The sequence below is a fragment of the Plectonema cf. radiosum LEGE 06105 genome, assembly GCF_015207665.1.
Taxonomy (GTDB): domain Bacteria; phylum Cyanobacteriota; class Cyanobacteriia; order Cyanobacteriales; family Nostocaceae; genus Rivularia; species Rivularia radiosa_A.
Genome location: NZ_JADEWL010000067.1, coordinates 1 through 17,368, shown reverse-complemented (window position 1 = coordinate 17,368; position 17,368 = coordinate 1). Strand labels below are relative to the sequence as shown.

The 17,368-nt window shown below is 37.7% G+C and carries 14 protein-coding genes; 5 read left to right on the top strand and 9 right to left on the bottom strand.

Going from position 1 to position 17,368, the window contains the following annotated elements; translation table 11 throughout:
* Positions 1 to 80 precede the first annotated feature (80 nt).
* On the bottom strand, positions 81 to 662 hold the full coding sequence (locus IQ247_RS18715) for a hypothetical protein (RefSeq protein WP_193922606.1): 582 nt from the start codon (positions 660 to 662) through the stop codon (positions 81 to 83).
* A 450-nt stretch (positions 663 to 1,112) separates the two neighbouring features.
* Here IQ247_RS18715 and IQ247_RS18710 point away from each other — a divergent pair, with 450 nt between their 5' ends.
* On the top strand, positions 1,113 to 2,009 hold the full coding sequence (locus IQ247_RS18710; RefSeq protein ID WP_193922605.1) for an alpha/beta fold hydrolase: 897 nt from the start codon (positions 1,113 to 1,115) through the stop codon (positions 2,007 to 2,009).
* 189 nt (positions 2,010 to 2,198) lie between these two features.
* On the opposite strand, the gene IQ247_RS18705 is transcribed toward IQ247_RS18710, so the two are convergent.
* From IQ247_RS18705 to IQ247_RS18695, 3 genes are all read right to left on the bottom strand, one after another.
* On the bottom strand, positions 2,199 to 2,510 hold the full coding sequence (locus IQ247_RS18705) for a hypothetical protein (RefSeq protein WP_193922604.1): 312 nt from the start codon (positions 2,508 to 2,510) through the stop codon (positions 2,199 to 2,201).
* 270 nt (positions 2,511 to 2,780) lie between these two features.
* On the bottom strand, positions 2,781 to 3,200 hold the full coding sequence (locus tag IQ247_RS18700) for a RusA family crossover junction endodeoxyribonuclease (RefSeq protein ID WP_193922603.1): 420 nt from the start codon (positions 3,198 to 3,200) through the stop codon (positions 2,781 to 2,783).
* Positions 3,201 to 3,962: 762 nt separating this feature from the next.
* A complete protein-coding gene (locus IQ247_RS18695) occupies positions 3,963 to 4,499 on the bottom strand; it encodes a DUF4330 domain-containing protein (RefSeq protein ID WP_193922602.1) in 537 nt (178 codons plus the stop codon).
* A gap of 298 nt (positions 4,500 to 4,797) precedes the next feature.
* Here IQ247_RS18695 and IQ247_RS18690 point away from each other — a divergent pair, with 298 nt between their 5' ends.
* Complete coding sequence (locus IQ247_RS18690) at positions 4,798 to 5,655, top strand: M48 family metallopeptidase (RefSeq protein WP_193922601.1); 858 nt, start codon at positions 4,798 to 4,800, stop codon at positions 5,653 to 5,655.
* Between the two features lie 101 nt (positions 5,656 to 5,756).
* Here IQ247_RS18690 and IQ247_RS18685 read toward each other — a convergent pair whose 3' ends face one another.
* Positions 5,757 to 6,524 carry a metallophosphoesterase family protein gene (locus IQ247_RS18685; RefSeq protein ID WP_193922600.1) on the bottom strand — a complete coding sequence of 256 codons (768 nt, stop codon included), beginning with the start codon at positions 6,522 to 6,524 and terminating at the stop codon, positions 5,757 to 5,759.
* 320 nt (positions 6,525 to 6,844) lie between these two features.
* On the opposite strand from IQ247_RS18685, the gene IQ247_RS18680 reads away from it, so the two are divergent.
* Positions 6,845 to 7,120 (top strand): DUF2470 domain-containing protein, encoded by a 276-nt coding sequence (locus IQ247_RS18680; protein WP_193922599.1) that lies wholly within the window; start codon positions 6,845 to 6,847, stop codon positions 7,118 to 7,120.
* 106 nt (positions 7,121 to 7,226) lie between these two features.
* On the opposite strand, the gene IQ247_RS18675 is transcribed toward IQ247_RS18680, so the two are convergent.
* The 4 genes from IQ247_RS18675 to IQ247_RS18660 all read right to left on the bottom strand — a co-directional run bounded on the left by IQ247_RS18675 (position 7,227) and on the right by IQ247_RS18660 (position 11,783).
* Complete coding sequence (locus tag IQ247_RS18675) at positions 7,227 to 8,459, bottom strand: MFS transporter (protein WP_193922598.1); 1,233 nt, start codon at positions 8,457 to 8,459, stop codon at positions 7,227 to 7,229.
* Positions 8,460 to 8,702: 243 nt separating this feature from the next.
* Entirely contained in the window at positions 8,703 to 9,491 is a 789-nt protein-coding gene (locus tag IQ247_RS18670) for a Tab2/Atab2 family RNA-binding protein (protein ID WP_322745528.1), read from the bottom strand.
* 85 nt (positions 9,492 to 9,576) lie between these two features.
* A complete protein-coding gene (gene fghA / locus IQ247_RS18665; protein WP_193922596.1) occupies positions 9,577 to 10,434 on the bottom strand; it encodes an S-formylglutathione hydrolase in 858 nt (285 codons plus the stop codon).
* A 407-nt stretch (positions 10,435 to 10,841) separates the two neighbouring features.
* Positions 10,842 to 11,783, bottom strand: a complete 942-nt coding sequence (locus IQ247_RS18660; protein WP_193922595.1) for an Npun_R2479 family HD domain-containing metalloprotein — start codon at positions 11,781 to 11,783, stop codon at positions 10,842 to 10,844.
* Positions 11,784 to 12,574: 791 nt separating this feature from the next.
* Between IQ247_RS18660 and IQ247_RS18655 the strand changes: the two genes are divergently transcribed.
* Complete coding sequence (locus tag IQ247_RS18655; RefSeq protein WP_193922594.1) at positions 12,575 to 14,092, top strand: efflux RND transporter periplasmic adaptor subunit; 1,518 nt, start codon at positions 12,575 to 12,577, stop codon at positions 14,090 to 14,092.
* Positions 14,093 to 14,171: 79 nt separating this feature from the next.
* A complete protein-coding gene (locus tag IQ247_RS18650) occupies positions 14,172 to 17,288 on the top strand; it encodes an efflux RND transporter permease subunit (protein ID WP_193922593.1) in 3,117 nt (1,038 codons plus the stop codon).
* Positions 17,289 to 17,368: the final 80 nt, after the last annotated feature.

Sequence of the window (17,368 nt, the reverse complement as noted above, 5' to 3'; positions counted from 1 at the left end):
TCTATTAAAAAACTAGAATCTACAATAGTATTTACCAGATTTATCAGAAAATCTATCAGTAAAATTTGCTATTGGCAAGGTTAATAACGAAAACCTAAATCGTCAATGGTAAATTGACCATCAAAAGCCCGGAAGCTAACAGAATGAATATTCTGAGCCGATACGGATAATAAAACATTCGGGGCTATCCCTGAGTCGGAGTTAGCAAGATTACCGGAGGGTAATACTGCTTGATTTAACAGTTGGCGATCGCGATCATAAGCGGATAATACCAATCGCTGGGAACTGGTAACAAAAGCACTAACGAAGTTGACGGGACGCACAAAAGTCGCTTCTAACAATCCGCTATGGGGCGAACCCATTAATACTACTACACCAGAATGGGGCGGGAATGCCGGATTTGAAGGTTCGATGGCGATACAATTATGAAAAATCACGCCTCGACTCTCATATTGACGTTCCACCACTTCAAAACACTTTAAATTATCTAGCTCTAAAAGAACACAATCAGCTAGAGAGGAATTTATTGTATCATTCTGCGGACATCTTAAATTTGAATAAGTTGGTGTATAACTTTGAGAATAATCATTAAGGTTGTTAAACTTAAACAAAGGCTCCTCAAGCGTTGGTACACCCGGTCGAATATAAGCCTGTTTTACCATTGCTCAGATAAAAATCAAAATTACTAATCATACAGAGAATAATTGCTTCTTTCCGGACTGCATTGGATTTAATAGCTTGCAAGCGACTCAATCAACAAGCAGCCTTAAGAACAATTACACTATCAGTAAGGAATGTTCTAAGTTTTGTTGACGTTCATTTCTATCGGTGATGTTTCTGATAGACTATCATAAAATTCTCAATGCTAATCTTAAATAATAGTTATATTAAATACCAGTATTATTGACGAAAGTATAGTATTTACAAGCTTAAAAATTTCATTTGCTCAGAAAATAAACACTAAATCTTTACAAGTAGCACCGTAAATTTACATCTGCTTAATCTCTCTAAAGTAAGAAGTTATTATGTGAAGATTTAGCTGATAATTAAATTAAGGGTTAATAATTCTCACCCACGCCACTCATAACGCGACACAATTAAAAAAAATACTTATGTTTCAGCCATTGGGATTTGAGCGTGACTCAGTAAATACATCATTAGGTAGGATGATTTACTATACCAATACAGGGTTTCCTTGGCAGGATAAGGCTACGAGTACAGACAAAGAAACTTTGGTATTCCTACACGGATTTGGTGGTGGATCTTCTGCTTATGAATGGTCAAAAGTTTATCCAGCCTTTGCAGCAGAATATCGCATTATTGCCCCAGATTTGATTGGTTGGGGTGAGTCGGAACATCCAGAACGAAATTACCAAATTGACGATTACTTAACTACGATTGGGGAATTTTTACAGCAAACCTGTAATGGTGGGGTTAAGGTAATTGCTTCTTCTCTAACCGCAGCATTTACAATTCGCGTTGCGATCGCTCATCCGGAATTATTCAAATCTTTGATTCTAACTACTCCAGCAGGACTTTCTGATTTTGGTGAAAACTATTCCCGTAGCTTTTTCGCACAGTTAGTTAGTACACCAATTCTGGATAAATTGATTTATAGTACGGGGGTTGCTACTAGCGGTGGTATTCGCAGCTTTTTGGAACAACGACAATTTGGTAGTTCCGATCGAGTTTATCAAGAAATTGTAGAAGCTTATTTAGAGTCTGCAAAACAGCCAAATGCAGAATATGCGGCTTTGTCTTTTGTACGTGGAGATTTGTGCTTTGATTTATCGCAATACATTCAACAATTAACAATTCCTACAGCAATTATTTGGGGACAAAAATCGCAATTTACTGGGCCAGAAATCGGTCATCGTCTTGCCCAAATGAATCCCCAAGCCATTAAAATTTTTCAACAATTAGATTCGGTTGGACTGACACCTCAATTGGAATTACCTGGAGTCACAATTGGTTTAATTAAAAAGTTTATACCTTTGCTCGATACATAGTAATAAGTCATCAGCCATATCCTTCCTGACTGATGACTTATAAAATTATAGACATGGGAAAGCTCCCTATAATAACCCCAAAATATTATAAGTAAGAAGTAGAAGCACAAATAAAACTATCATTCAGGCAGGGATATAGCTAAACGCTACCAATCAAATTTTTGAAAAATAACCAAAACTAAAAATAATTTAGCTAGCTTTTGTACGCGAATTTGTCACTACTAATTCAAACTCCCAGCCGGGAAGCTGCTGTACCGATCTACTAATCCTGCGTAAATCTTCAGAGCCGTTACAACTGAGATTTTGTCGGGTTCTCACTTTCGCAGCAACAACCTTTTGATCATTTACAGCTATCAAATCAAGCGAACAATCAGCCAATACCCTAGGTAGCTTTTCCGGGGATGGATTGATGGTAACTGAATAACCTTGCTCACGATATTCTTTAGCAAGCTTTAGAAGTCGCCGATATTCTAATGGATTTTGATTGTCCTGATAGCTCATATCTATTACTCAGAGTTGCTCCGGTGAAGTATCAATCGCTTTACTTATTATAGAGCAAACCTATCGAAATAGTACTGTTAAATATATTGCAATTGATTGCAGTTTTTATGAAAATGTTCCCTAGATTCATGAAGTTTTAATAATAGTTTTTCTTTTAAAAAAAGACTAAAAAATGCACCTTTCATAAATAATAATCAGCGCATTTTAAGATAATTTTCTCACACTTATTTAACATGAAATCCAAGGTAGATGACCCTCTGATTATCTTTATTAAGATAAATCTCCAGGGTCTGGTGCAGATTCTACTTTAATATGTAGAAATTCTTCACCGTTAGAAAACCCTTCTGCTAAAGCTGGAGAAATACCTTTGATTCTAAAAGAACCGTTGAGGTTGCGACGACGACTGATGAAATCAGTAATCTGATAATCATCAACATAAATCAAACCATTTAAAGCATCCCTGACAGGCTTTACTATATTGTCGCTGTCTGGAACGGCTGATTCGTCGCAGGGATCTGCATCATAATAATGCGTAATAATTACTTGGACATAATCTCCTAAAGGAGTTTTTTGATTCCAATAAGATTCAGCAGTTTCACGAACTAATTTCTTCCAATCATTAACGCGCTTGCGTTCTTTTGCTTGGTGAGAAACTGGTTTACCAATTACTACAAATTCAAATGGCAGCATTGAGAAAATCTCGTAGATAAGTGTAAGCGTCAATTAGCTCGCATTCGATTATCTCGCAGCGGTCGTAGATACAATATTTACTCACAACTTCGAGGTTTCTATAACCTTGACCTGAAAATACAGATTGGAATTAATTTTTGGAATTAATTTGAAGAATGTGAGGAATAATAATTGTATTGACTTTTCCGTATCCAAACTCTATGATTATTCTGTGCTATTTAAGGATACAAGGATTAATAACTAGTAAGATATACCATTAAACTTCTCGATTCATTTATGCCTTCTTCTATTCGCACCCTTTTTATTTTGTCGTAAATGCGACCTTTTAATGACTTGTTCACACTTATAAGTTAACATATCAAAATATTAAATAACAACAGTTTTTGGTTACAGTGCAGTTAAATTTAGCTATAATAATTAAACTTTGTACTGATAAAAACAATTAATTTAATTGAATATAAATTAGATTGCATTGTGTAGTGAAAAACAATGTATTTTAGATTAACAAAATCCCAAATAATAACCCTCAAACTGTAAGTCTGAGACTAAATAAACAAAGCCCACTTTTGTGGGCTAATAATAAACATCTTTCAATGGAAATGGTATTAAGCTGTCGCACATTTAATTTATATTTTTCTAGCGGGCTAACAGCCCGCACTACAAGATTTTAATAAAATTTGAATATACAAATTAAACGCTTTTTAGCTTAGCTTAACTGCTTAACACATCTTATTGACTATCCTTAACTTCCATCACTTAAATTTATTTTTGATCTTCAATTCTGACATCGATTACACTCGCATTGAAGTTGTAATTAAACCCTTCCAATTCAAATGGCATCCCAATTTTTACTTTACTATTACCTAAAACAGGTCCGCCGTCAGTGATTGTTGCTTTACCTGCTAAAGTTAAAAGCATATCTGTACTAAAAATATTTTCCCTAGGTTCCGGAATTAATTTAACGCTACCATCGGGTTGTGTAACGAGGATTTGTTTGGGCAATACTTCAATGGATTTAATGGGAATTTTACCGTAGGGTTGATTGCGGATGATAACGTTTGTTTCACCGCCTTCTTTAAATCCTTTGCTGGATAATCTCTCGATATCGCGTACTTTTAATCCCATAACAATCAAATCAACTTCCACAGGTTTTGTTGTGGTACCTACTTGAGCTACTGAACCAGTGGTACCTGGAAACAAAAATATACCCGCTATCACTAGTAAAATTACGAGTAAAGCACCGATATCTAAAATATTGAACTTGCCAAATAACCGACCTTTAGAATCTAATATAGCCATAATTAATTTTTCCTATTTACAGAGAATAGAGGATTGATATTCGCAAACTTTAGTACTAATGGTAGAAGAACCAGGTATTTGCTCTGGAGATATCAAGCAGTTTAAACCAAGAAGACTCTCCATCGCTTTTATCAAATAATTTACGATTTGTTGCCATGTTTAACAGCAAAGCTACCCTTAAGTCAAGCAGACTAGATAACCGATTGTGCTACTACAAGACAAGTAAGATGTGCAACTTAATAAAGCTATTATTCGTCTTATAATTTGTGTTCTTCTACAAACCTCCTTGAATTTGATCATGGAAAATAAAAACTTTTATTTAAACTTTCGTTTTTTACAAAAACGATTCTTTTATCCGTTAATTTCCTTGCTTACAGCTATAACCTTGTGCTTAGTTACACCTACAATAGCGCGGGGTGTTTCTATATGGGACATAATCTTCCAAGGTGCCCAAATAATTCAACTTTCTAATATATCAGAACGCCAAGAAGTTCAGCTTGGTAGACAAATAAATCAGCAATTGCTCAGAAGCGATGTCAGACTTAACAGCAATTCTCAAATCAATAATTACATCACAAGAATTGGTAAACGCTTAGAAGCGCAGAATACTCGTAAGAATATTCCTTATACCTTTCAAGTTGTCAGAGATGACAGTATAAATGCTTTTGCTACTACTGGTGGATATGTCTATATCAATACTGGTCTAATTAAAGCTGCCGATAATGAAGCAGAATTAGCAAGTGTAATTGCCCATGAAATAGGTCATATTGAAGGTGAACACGTAATAGAGCAGATGAAGAAAACTGCGATCGCCAGAGGTTTAGCTACAGCAGCAGGTGTGGAAAACAGCAAATTAGTTCAGCTTGGTGTAGAACTAGGTTATCGTCGTCCCAACAGTCGTGGAGCGGAGAAAGAAGCAGATCAAATTGGATTAAGACTGCTCACAGATGCGGGTTATGCACCTCAAGCGATGGTTTCCTTTATGAGGAAGTTGGAAAGTAAAGGCAGAGGTTCTGTTCCAACGTTTTTAAGTACCCATCCTTCACCGGGTAATCGAGTACAATATCTTCAGAATTGGGTTAATGCTCAATCGAATAAAGGAAACGATGGCTTAAATGCAACTGCATACCGACAAAATATTCGACCATTGTTGTAGGAGTTAGGGATTAGGAGTTAGGAGTTAGGAGTTAGGAGTTAGGAGTTAGTTGACAGCTGTTTATTACCAATCTATAACCTCTAACCTTTGACCTTTAACCTTTAAACCCATAATTTATGATTGCGATCGCGATCAACTTTAGGTGAAGACAAATTGACTTTTGCCGATGCTTCTTCTAAAGACAAGGTACGGAGGCTCTTTTTAAAAATGTTGACTTGATGTATCAAACGATTTGTAATATCGAATGCACTCAACCAACCGCTACGGGGATGATAAGCACCTGTATCTAAATCGAGCCAACCCGCACCTCGGGCAATTTTACCCGGTGCAATTCCAGGAAAGGTAAAAGTGATAGTGTGACCGACGATAATCACTTTATCTAAAAAATAAGGCTTTTGAATGCTGTGAAATTTATCTCTAATCCAACAAAATTCTTCTGCGCTTTGTTCTTCTATGGTTTTTGAAGGGTCAATTCCTGCATGAACTAAGAAAATATCTCCTAAATCGAGATATAAAGGTAGATTCTGGAACCATTCAAGGTGTTCTTGAGATATTTTACCGCTTTCATAACTTGCCAGGGTTGCTTGTCCCCCACCGTAAAGCCATCCTTGTACCCTTGTGGTGGAGGCATTTTTATCTGTAAGAATTTTCACCAGCATATGCTCGTGATTTCCCAACAAGCAGGGGTAGGAATTATCTTTGACAAAATCCACTACTTGGGAACTCTGGGGACCTCTATCTATCAAATCACCGAGAAAATAAACTTGGTCTTCTGCTGTTGGGGCAATACTATCTAACAATTGCATCAAGCCTTGATAGTGACCATGTACATCCCCAATAACTATACGACGGTGGCTAGTTGCACTCATGGGTATGAACTTAAATAAATTTGTTTTATATATCTGATTCTGTAGAAACTACTATCAATCAGAAAGAAAATGTCAAAAATTTCCCAGTCACAAGTTTAATTAAAGTAATTCTCTAGATAAAGGTAGGAATGTTACAAAGCTGATTAATTCAATGTCAAGAGCCGATTTTTTGCTAAACTTCGGCATCAGGGCATCAGTATAATTACTTTATCTCTAAATATTTTTACCTGATTTTTTGAACCGTATTGGGGGATAACTCAATTAAGCTTTAAAATTCAAAAAGATAAAGTAAGATAAATTTTATTTTGGGAGCTTCGAGAATGTCAGAGGAATTTTCTGCTCAAATTAGCGATCGCATTTGCAAGCACATGAATGAAGACCATGCAGAAGCGGTTGCACTTTATGCTAAAGCTTATGGAGATTTAGAAGATGTCGCAGCAGCACAGATGCTTTCTATTGATGCTGAAGGGATGAATCTACAAGCAGAGGTAAACGGGGAAGCTGTACCTGTCCGCATTCCATTTGACCATACTTTAGAAAATGCCGAAGATGCTCATCATACATTGATTGCGATGTTAAAACAGGTGAGAAAATAACTGTTAACAAACTCCGTGGTCTAAAAAGTCGGGTTTTTATGATCATTGTCTTTTCTCACAGAGATTTAACCTAAAAACCCGACTTCTAAGTAGAACTCATCTTAGTTTAATTTTTCCTTTCAGATTTAAAGTTAGATTTGAGTGTGAAAGCAAAATAACCTGTAAAAATTGTCAGCACACCTGTAATCCAGAAGGGGAATTTGTAACCAAAACTGACTAATAAACCGGAAATTGGTGGTCCAATTGCATTAGAAATACTTAAATAAGATGCATTAATTCCTAAAACTTCACCTTGTTCCCGTTGTGTACTATTCAAAGATAAAATTGAATCGATCAACGGCATCGGGAAGGAATTAACAAAACCAAAAATTGTAATAATAATCAAAAATGCGGTGAGGTAAGGGAAAGTTGGAATTAATAAAAAAGTTACTCCACGGGCTAATAATGACAAAAATAGAATATCAATTAAATTGAATTTTTTTCTGAGTGGATCGACTGCAAATACTTGAGAAATGAATCCGACTATCCCCACAATAGCAAATACAATTGCTAATGTTTTTGCATCTTGATTGAGGACTTCTAACATAAACGGCTGAAATGCAAAAGTAAAAATTGTAAAAGTGGAACCGCTTAAAAAAGTCAGAATAAACAGTTTACCCAGTTTCGGATGAACTGCGGACTTTAAAATTTTGAGAAACCCGAAATCACTCCAACTCAAATGAAACTGTTGCATTTGTGAAGTCGGTAAGGTTTCCGGTAAGAAAAAAATAGTTAAAACCGTCGCAAATAAAGCAATAACCGCACCGACAAGGAAACTCATTCCCAAGGAAGAAACACCCGCAAATGTCGGTAACTGCTGCGCTACAAAGCTTAATGCAGGCCCTGCAACAAAACCCAAACGGAACACCGCCCCAAAAATACCAAATGCCTTAGCACGTTGCTCTACACTGGTAATATCGCTGACTACAGCCATGGCAATAGAAGTATTTCCACCAGTCAAACCATCAACCATACGCGCAACATATAATATCCAAGCGACAGGAGTTACTGCGGCGATCGCACTAGCTAAAACTGTTCCCAGCAAACTTACCACCAATAAAGGTTTTCTTCCCAAACGGTCTGAAAGTCTTCCTAAAATAGGTGTAGCGATAAATTGAGGTAAAGCATAAGCTGTAGTTAGTAAACTCGCTTGAAAATCATTTAGTCCAAACTGTTTCGCATAAGGATACAGTAACGGAATAACTATCGTGAAGCTAACCGAATTGATGAAGGCAACTAGGGTAACAATCCAAAATTGGAAAGGTAAATCAAATTGCTCCTTTAAATTTCTCAAGTTCATTTATTTAATTAGAGTTAATAATATCAGGATGCGGTTTATTTTTGATTAACTTTTTTGCTGGTAGTTTCTTTTGTAGCTTACCCCAATGGCACTGCTTTAAACTTCTCTAATAAGTAAATAAGTTACTTTAAAAATAAATATATCGCTAAGTAGTTGACAAATTTTCTTGGTGCTTAGTGTATAAATATTATTTTGGCATTAGTGAATCAAAATCATCAAGACTAAATCAAAACTATAAGCTCTCTATACTTCTTGTAACAACCAAAAACCTGTATAAGTCATACCAGAATCATCTGGCTGTACTAACAAAAAATGTAGTCCTTGAGTTTGCTGCTTGCGTTGTTGGTAAAGCTTTGCGGCTGCTGTAACTTCCTCATCTTCAAAAGTCGCAACAATCCATCTATCTACTAAACCTGCTTCCAAAACCAACCCATCCGGCGCACCAGCAATGTAATTTAAAGCTACAGGACGATTGGACTGCAACCACCTTGCCAAACCCATAGATTTGCGTCCACCGTAAATTACCATACCCGGAACCGGAACAGTAGAAGCTAAACCCAGATTTATCGGCAATAAAAAATCGGGTGTTTCTAAAATAGGAATTGGACGTTCTGAAAAAAACTCTGTAATATTACCAGCTTGTAAAGTAGCAAATCTCCATTGATCACCCCACAAATTTTCTGATAAAGGTGCAGGAGGTGGCTTATCCAAAGCTGTGAATTGCTGCTTTTCTTCCAACCATTTTTTCAAAGCAGCAGTACGACGAGTTGCTTCAATTTTAATACCCAAAATATTTGCCGCTTGTTCAATTAAACTCAAAGATTGGGGACGAAACACCTGAATAATATCTGGTAATTTATCTGCTGCTTGCCGAATTTGCGAAGCTACCCAAGCAGAATTAGCTTGTGACTGAAGACAACTCGCTTCATATTTAAAGTTAAGAGTTGAATCAATAATCAATAAATGCCAAAATACCTGTCCGGATGTATCTTGTTGTGGACGACGATAAAAATCAGCTTGCCAAATCATAATATAGGAAATAGGTAATAGGTAATAGGTAATAGGGAATAGGGAGTAGGATAAATAAATACTTCATTTTGCTGTTAAGTATTAACTGTCAACTGTCAACTGTTAACTGTAAAGCTTTTGCATGATGACGGATATGGTCTTCTATAAATGTAGAAATGAAATAATAACTGTGATCATAACCTTGTTGATAACGTAGATTTAAAGGTTGATTTATTTGTTTGCAAGCTTGTTCAAACACATCTGGAAGCAGTTGCTGCTGTTGCAGAAATTTATCTTCCGTACCTTGATCGATTAAAATTTCACTGTGAAAACCAAATTGCTTGACTAATTCAGTTGCATCATATTCGCGCCAACTTTGTTTATTTTCACCCAAATAACCGCTAAAAGATTTTTTTCCCCAAGCACATTGCATCGGTGCAGCTATGGGTGCAAAAGCTGAAACCGATTTATACTTTTGAGGGTTTCGTATAGCACAAACTAAAGCACCATGTCCCCCCATTGAATGACCAAATATACTTTGTTTATCTTGCTGTACTGGAAAATTCGCGGCAATTAATTCTGGTAGTTCTTTGACTACATAACTATACATTTTGTAGCGAGATGACCAAGGTGTTTGGGTAGCATCAACATAAAAACCTGCACCCGTACCAAAGTCGGAGTCGTCATCTTCACCTTTGATTCCGGTGTTACGGGGGCTTGTATCTGGTGCTACTAAAATTAAACCATGTTCAGCTGCATATTGTTCCGCTCCGGCTTTGACCATAAAGTTTTCTTCAGTACAGGTTAAACCGGAGAGAAAGTAAAGAACTGGTAAGCTTTGGGATACAGCTTGGGTTGGCTGATAAATTGCAAAGCGCATTTCACCGTTACAGGTAGTTGATGGATGTGTGTAAAAACCCAGTTTTCCACCAAAGCTTTTATATTCGGAATTGAGAGTCAGAGACATCAAAAGATTTACAAATAGATTTTGTGTACTGCCATTAATTATCCTACCGGGATAATTGTAGAAAAATCTACCTGAAATATTGGTCTCATTACAAGGTTCTAGTAAGTAGGTTGGCGTTAAAAATTGTAATTGGGACAAGGCAGTAGGCAGTAGGCACAGAACCATCTCTTCGAGATGAGCGGCAGTCGGAGTAAGAGTTTAAGGCTAATTTACATTCTGTAACATAGTTCTGTTTATTTCTACCAACTTACTTAGTCTTTAAATCTTTGTAGATGCCTGCCCTTGTTTTGAGCGATAAATCGCCACTACAAACCAATGTAGAGACGCGATACCCTTGCGTCTCTACAAGCCTGCAAAATTAATGTGGTGGAGTACTAGGAACCAATCATTCCCCATTCTCGGATTTATCAACTAAATCTCGACCTTGCTTTTACTACTTCTGGTCTTCGCTCGGATAATTCTTTGATTCCGACTTCTCTAATTTCTAAATTTTCTAAATGTATTTGTTCTTCTTGTGGTCGTTCATGTTCGACAACAAATACGTTTGAGTATAAGTTAGCAATTATCTGTTTTCCCTGCTGAGTTAAAGATAAGTAACGCAGTCCATCTTTAATATAAGGATAAACACCATTCCAATAAAATTTTGGATAATTATTGCGTAAATCCGCAGGGTTTTCATAACCGAGAATTTTATTCATCCCAGTTTCTTCAAACTCGTAAAATAAAGAAGTAATTTTCTTTAAGTAACGGGGGTCGCTTAATTGTCCAATTAAATCGGCAGCCCTGACTAAGCCTGCATAAGTATTAGTTTCTTGATGGTCTTCTGCTGCTGGTACGGGGAAACGAGTTAATTCAATATTGCATTTTATGACTTCGGAATCGATTAATTTATGACCACCGAAACGTTCATCAATAAATAATTTTGCTCTATCAACATGATATGCTGTTAAACTCGCATCTGAAGCGCCTAACGGTAAAGAAATCATTGCTTCATCTTTACCCGTAGCATACAGACTTGCTTCTTCTTTGTCTTGGCGACAAACTCCTTTTACATAACCAATATCATGACATAACAAAGAAATAATACAATGCAGCCAATCTTCGCTAGAAACACCACCTTCTCGTATATGTTTGCCGCGTAAAACTTCTTGTCCTACTAATGTGACTAAGATTGAATGTTCGACGTTATGATATAGAGCATCGCTGTTGGCAATATTTTCTAAAGCCATGCTTCCTACCCAAGCAATGATATCTTGATAATCAGTTTTTAAACTTCCGTAACTACGACGATATCCTTCTCTAACTCGATTTACGAAAGCATCTATTAAAACTTCAGTGGCGCTAAACATATTTTTACCCTGTTAATCAGTTAATAATCTAATAAGTTAATAATTTAATAATTTATCTTGATTAAAGTTTGTTGCAAAAGTTAAGGATTCATGATGATTAATAAGTAGTTAAGCTTTGATTAATTAGATTAATTATTGGATTAATTATTTGATTAATTATATATTTGCTACTCAGTTATCTCACTATTTACTCTAACCCTACTCTGATACCATATTAATTAAATTATTATTTTTGCACAAATTTTGCACAGCTACTTATAAATAAAGCTTACCCAAATTCAACTGAATATACGCATCGAATAAATGAAGAAATGTTTTTTATCTGTAGAAACGATATCAACTTATTGATATTTTTCCACATCCAGATAACTTGTGGCGGTGATCTGAACACTCCAAAAGGTGTGATGCATAGCCTATGAATAATCAAGTCCGACAAAGCTTTTTATCTGAAAGTAAACAATAAATATAGACCTACTGACTTGTAAGGGAGTAGGGAGTAGTGAGTAGGGAGTAGGGAGTAGGGAGTAGTGAGTAGGGAGAAAAACCCTTGCATTCATGGCGATGAAAAAAATTTTTGATGTTGAGTGCCTTCTCCCTAGTCCCTTTGATGAATAAGTATAAATCTCTAAAGAATCCTTTGAAAGTGAGAATACATGACTTTTGTCATGGGTAAATTCAGCCTGATATTACAGCCATTACACAGCAAAATGAGTGATAGTTAATATATAGTAATAATTTTCAACTTTTCTTAAGCAAAGCCGTGTTATCGCGGGTGGGTAGGAGATGCAGCAATGACAGCAGGAGATCAAAATTTTTCCGAGATTCCAGCGCAACAAGAACCAGCAATGGAAGAAGCGACTTTCAAGGAGTATCCCGAAACTGATAAACAGCGTTCTTGGTGGACAATTATGCTGTTGGGTATGGCTTTGGGTGTTGGAATAACTTTTGGAGGAATGCGGTTGTTGAGCAATCGTCCCGAAAGTGAGCCAACGGTAGCAAATCAATCTACTCAACCAGTTGCTTCCGCAATGACTGTGACAATCGCGACGGTAGAATCAACTACAGTTGCTCGCAATCTCAGCGTTACTGGTACTGTTGGAGCTAATGAATTGACTCCAGTTTTACCCCAAGCTAACGGTTTACAAATTAAACAAATTTCCGTCAAACAGGGAGATTCTGTTAATCAAGGTCAAGTAATGGCTATTTTAGATGATTCCCTGTTACAAGACCAAATTCGTCAAGCAAAAGCAGAAATCGAATCCCAAGAAGCTGAGGTTGCTTCCAGACAAGCGGATTTAGCTTCCCAGCAAGCAGCTTTAGAATCAAGTAGAGCAAATGTAGTATCAAATCAAGCAACTGTCCAGCAGAGACAAGCGGATTTAGCCCAAGCACAAGCCAGATTGAGAGAAGCCGAAAGAAATTATCAGCGCAATCAACAACTTTCCAATCAAGGAGCAATTAGTAAACAATTATTTGAAACTGCTGAAACTAACCTGGCAACAGCCAGAGAAGCAGTACGTATTGCCGAAGCAAACATTCGCAGCGCCATCGCCGGAGTTACTAGCGCTCAAGCAAGTATCGGTAGCGCTCAAGCTGAAGTAAGCAGTGCCATGGCCAGAGTTAACAGCGCTAAAGCAGGAGTCAAGAGCGCTACAGCCAGAATGCAACAGTTCAAAACTCAGTTAGGACAAACTATAGTCCGCGCTCCCGTTTCCGGAACAGTTGCAGAAAAACTTGCCAGAGTCGGAGATATAACTGGTGTACCACCCCAAACCCAAGTAGGAACGGTAGTTGGTGGAAGTCAAAAGCTATTTTCAATTATTCGTAATGGAAACTTGGAGTTACAAGCAGAAGTTCCCACAGTTCAACTATCCCAAATAAAAGTTGGTGCATCAGCGCAAATTACAACGGATGCAGATAATCGCGTTCAATTGCAAGGACAAGTTAGAGCAATAGAGCCAATAGTTAATCAACAACGTCGTGAAGCAATGGTCAAAATTGACTTACCAGCAACAGATTTACTTAAACCAGGTATGTTCGCTCGTGCAGCAATTGTTACCGACACAAATGCAGGTATAGCAGTACCACAAAAAGCAGTACTTCCTCAAACCGACGGCAGCGCAATTGTATTTGTTTTAGGTCAAGACAATATTGTTAGTAGTCAAAAAGTCGAGACAGGAGAAATTATCAAAGGTGGAAAAATTGAAATTAAAAGCGGTTTACAACCGGGAGTAAATGTTGTAGTTGACGGTGCGGGGTATTTGAAGGATGGGGATAAAGTTCGAGTTGCGTCGGAGATGGGGGAATAGGGAGATGGGGAGATGGGGAGATGGGGGGAAATCAACCATCAACTGTCAACTGTCAACTATCAACTATCAACTAATTTTTATGAATTTTAACGTTTCTGCTTGGTCTATAAATAAACCAATTCCGACAATAGTTTTATTTTTAGTTTTAACTGTGGTTGGTTGGTTTTGCTTCAATGCTTTGGGTATTGATACTAACCCGAATATTGATATTCCTGCGGTTCAAGTCACGGTAACTCAACCTGGTGCTGGACCTACTGAATTGGAATCTCAGGTAACTAAAAAAATTGAAGATGCGGTTGCTGGCTTGGGTAACATTGATGAATTGCGTTCGGTTGTTACCGATGGTGTTTCTACTACCACAATTAACTTTGAGCTAGGAACCGATAGCGATCGCGCTACTAATGATGTTCGTAATGCGATCGCGCAAATTCGTCAGAGTCTTCCTCAAGATATTAATGACCCAATTGTCCAGCGTTTGGAGTTTTCCGGCAGTTCAATTATGACCTATGTGGTCAGTTCGGATAAACGTTCTGTGGAAGAGTTGAGTAATCTGGTTGACCAAACGATTAGTCGGGCTTTGTTATCAGTGAGGGGTGTAGCTGAAATCCGCCGTGTAGGTGGAGTTGACCGGGAAATTCGCGTTAATCTTGACCCGGAGCGTTTGCAGTCTTTGGGTATCACTGCGACTCAAGTAAATGACCAATTACGAGCTTTTAATATCAATTTACCTGGTGGTCGTGCAGAAATTGGCGGAAGCGAACAAACTATCCGTACTTTGGGTAGTGCTGAAAGTGTAGATGTTTTGACAAATTATGAAATTATCCTTCCTAATGGTGGTTCTGTTCCTTTATCCACTTTAGGAAATGTTGATGATAGTTTTGGTGAAGTGCGTCAATCCGCACGGTTAAATAACGAGCCAGTGGTTGCTTTAGAGGTATTGCGTAGTACTGGTAGCGTCACGGTAACGGTGGAAGAAGGTATCAAAAAAGAGGTTGAAAAGTTAGCAGAAATTCTTCCCACGGACGTAAAAATGGAATTAATTTTTACCAGAGCTACTTTTGTTCGCAATTCTTACGAAAGTACGATGACCGAATTATTAATTGCATCTGTCTTAGCTGTGGTGGTAATTCTACTATTTTTACGCGATTGGCGAGCAACTTTAATTACAGCGGTCACTTTACCTTTATCAATTATTCCTACTTTCGGTGTGATGTTTGCTTTGGGTTACACTCTTAACAATATGACACTGTTAGGTTTGGGATTAGCAGTAGGTAACTTAGTAGATGATGCCGTGGTGGAAATTGAAAACATGGAACGGCATTTGGGAATGGGTAAAGAACCTAAACAAGCAGCTTTTGACTCTTCAGCAGAGATGGGTTTAGCCGTAATTGCAACATCGGCGACAATCGTAGCCGTATTTTTACCTGTAGCCTTCATGGGAGGAATTCCCGGTCAGTTTTTCCAACCTTTTGCAATGACAGTTACCGCTGCTACCGTATTTTCCACATCAGTAGCACGGATGGTAACACCGATGATGGGAGCGCATTTGTTAAGTTCAAAGGTTAAAGGTCAAGAGTTAGGGGTTGAAAATTATACTGCTCATTCTCGTCGTCGTTTTCAACCTTATGCTTCTGTACTCAGATGGGCTTTACGGCATCGAATCACAACTTTACTGCTGGCTTTGGCTTTCTTTATTGGTAGTTTAATGTTGGTGCCTTTAATTCCCAAAGGTTTGGTTGATGCTGCCGATATCGGTATTTCTACGATATCGGTGGAACTAGCTCCTGGTTCAACTTTGGCTGATACCAAGCGGGTAGTAACTCAAGCGACAAATTTAATTCAACAAAATCCTGGGGTTGAAAGTGTTTTATCTACAGAAAATGTTGGCTCAGCAACTCTTACTGTGAGATTAAAACCCAAGGAAGAACGAGAACTTTCTCAAACTGAGCTTGAAGAACAAATACGTCCGCAGTTTGCTCAAATTCCGGGAACGAGAATTAGTTTTCAAAGTACTGGTACAGTTGGTGGTAGAAAGGATTTAACTATAGTTCTACAAAGTGAAAATCCCCAAGCTTTGAAACAAGCTGCTGATGATTTAGAAAAACAGATGCGAACTGTACCGGGATTGGTGGAAGCATCTTCTAGCGCTAGTTTGGTGAAACCGGAAATTTTGGTAGTACCCGATCCCCAACGTGCCGCAGATTTAGGAGTCACTGTACAATCAATTGCACGTACCGCCTCTTTAGCTACTATCGGCGATAATGATGCTAACTTAGCAAAATATAATCTTAGCGATCGCCAAATTCCGATTCGAGTACAAATAGATCCCCAAGCACGAGAAGATATTACAAATATTAAGAATCTCCAGGTTCCCAGTCAAAATGGTGGTTTAGTTCCATTACTTGCAGTTGCAGATATTCGTTTTGGTAGCGGTGCTGCGACTATCAATCGTTTTGACCGAATGCGTCAAGTTTCGGTAGAAGCTAATCTACAGGGTATCTCTTTAGGAGACGGCTTGACAGCGGTAAACGAGTTACCAGCGATGAAAAATTTACCAGCGGAAGTAACCCAACGTTCGGCTGGGGATGCGGAAATTATGGAAGAAATTTTCGGACGCTTTGGTACTGCATTGGGTTTAGCGATTATGATGATTTACGCAATCTTAGTTTTGCTATACAATAATTTTCTCCACCCAATCACTATTATGGTGGCGCTACCCTTGTGTTTGGGTGGGACTCTTTTAGCATTAATGATTGCTCAAAAAGCTTTGGGGTTGTATGCCTTAATTGGTATCGTGTTGTTAGTCGGAATTGTCACTAAAAACTCAATTCTCTTAGTAGACTATACAATCATGGGCTTAGAACAAGGTAAAAAACAACGTCAAGCCCTAATTGACGCTGGTATATCTCGCTTACGTCCAATTTTGATGACTTCCCTTTCCACAATCGCTGGTACTTTTCCCTTAGCATTAGGACTAGGTGCTGGTGCGGAAGTCCGTCAATCAATGGGTGTTGCAGTTATTGGTGGTTTTAGCACTTCTACATTATTAACTTTAGTAGTAGTACCAGTATTGTTCACCTACATTGATAATTTTCAACATTGGATTCTCAATACTGTAAAATATGGTTTTGGCAAGAAACCCCGTCGTCAAGTTATTCAAGAAGATCAAACAGTTAAATTACCACCAGCCAGTTAAATCGAATTTTGGATTTTAGATTTTGGATTTTAGATTGAATACGAGAATTTAGAATTTATTTTTCTCCCCATCTCCCCATC

Bases quoted from the DNA above. Each gene is read 5' to 3' on its own strand.
- IQ247_RS18715 (WP_193922606.1), bottom strand. From the start codon at position 662: ATGGTAAAACAGGCTTATATTCGACCGGGTGTACCAACGCTTGAGGAG.
- IQ247_RS18710 (WP_193922605.1), top strand. From the start codon at position 1,113: ATGTTTCAGCCATTGGGATTTGAGCGTGACTCAGTAAATACATCATTA.
- IQ247_RS18705 (WP_193922604.1), bottom strand. From the start codon at position 2,510: ATGAGCTATCAGGACAATCAAAATCCATTAGAATATCGGCGACTTCTA.
- IQ247_RS18700 (WP_193922603.1), bottom strand. From the start codon at position 3,200: ATGCTGCCATTTGAATTTGTAGTAATTGGTAAACCAGTTTCTCACCAA.
- IQ247_RS18695 (WP_193922602.1), bottom strand. From the start codon at position 4,499: ATGGCTATATTAGATTCTAAAGGTCGGTTATTTGGCAAGTTCAATATT.
- IQ247_RS18690 (WP_193922601.1), top strand. From the start codon at position 4,798: ATGGAAAATAAAAACTTTTATTTAAACTTTCGTTTTTTACAAAAACGA.
- IQ247_RS18685 (WP_193922600.1), bottom strand. From the start codon at position 6,524: ATGAGTGCAACTAGCCACCGTCGTATAGTTATTGGGGATGTACATGGT.
- IQ247_RS18680 (WP_193922599.1), top strand. From the start codon at position 6,845: ATGTCAGAGGAATTTTCTGCTCAAATTAGCGATCGCATTTGCAAGCAC.
- IQ247_RS18675 (WP_193922598.1), bottom strand. From the start codon at position 8,459: ATGAACTTGAGAAATTTAAAGGAGCAATTTGATTTACCTTTCCAATTT.
- fghA (WP_193922596.1), bottom strand. From the start codon at position 10,434: ATGTCTCTGACTCTCAATTCCGAATATAAAAGCTTTGGTGGAAAACTG.
- IQ247_RS18660 (WP_193922595.1), bottom strand. From the start codon at position 11,783: ATGTTTAGCGCCACTGAAGTTTTAATAGATGCTTTCGTAAATCGAGTT.
- IQ247_RS18655 (WP_193922594.1), top strand. From the start codon at position 12,575: ATGACAGCAGGAGATCAAAATTTTTCCGAGATTCCAGCGCAACAAGAA.
- IQ247_RS18650 (WP_193922593.1), top strand. From the start codon at position 14,172: ATGAATTTTAACGTTTCTGCTTGGTCTATAAATAAACCAATTCCGACA.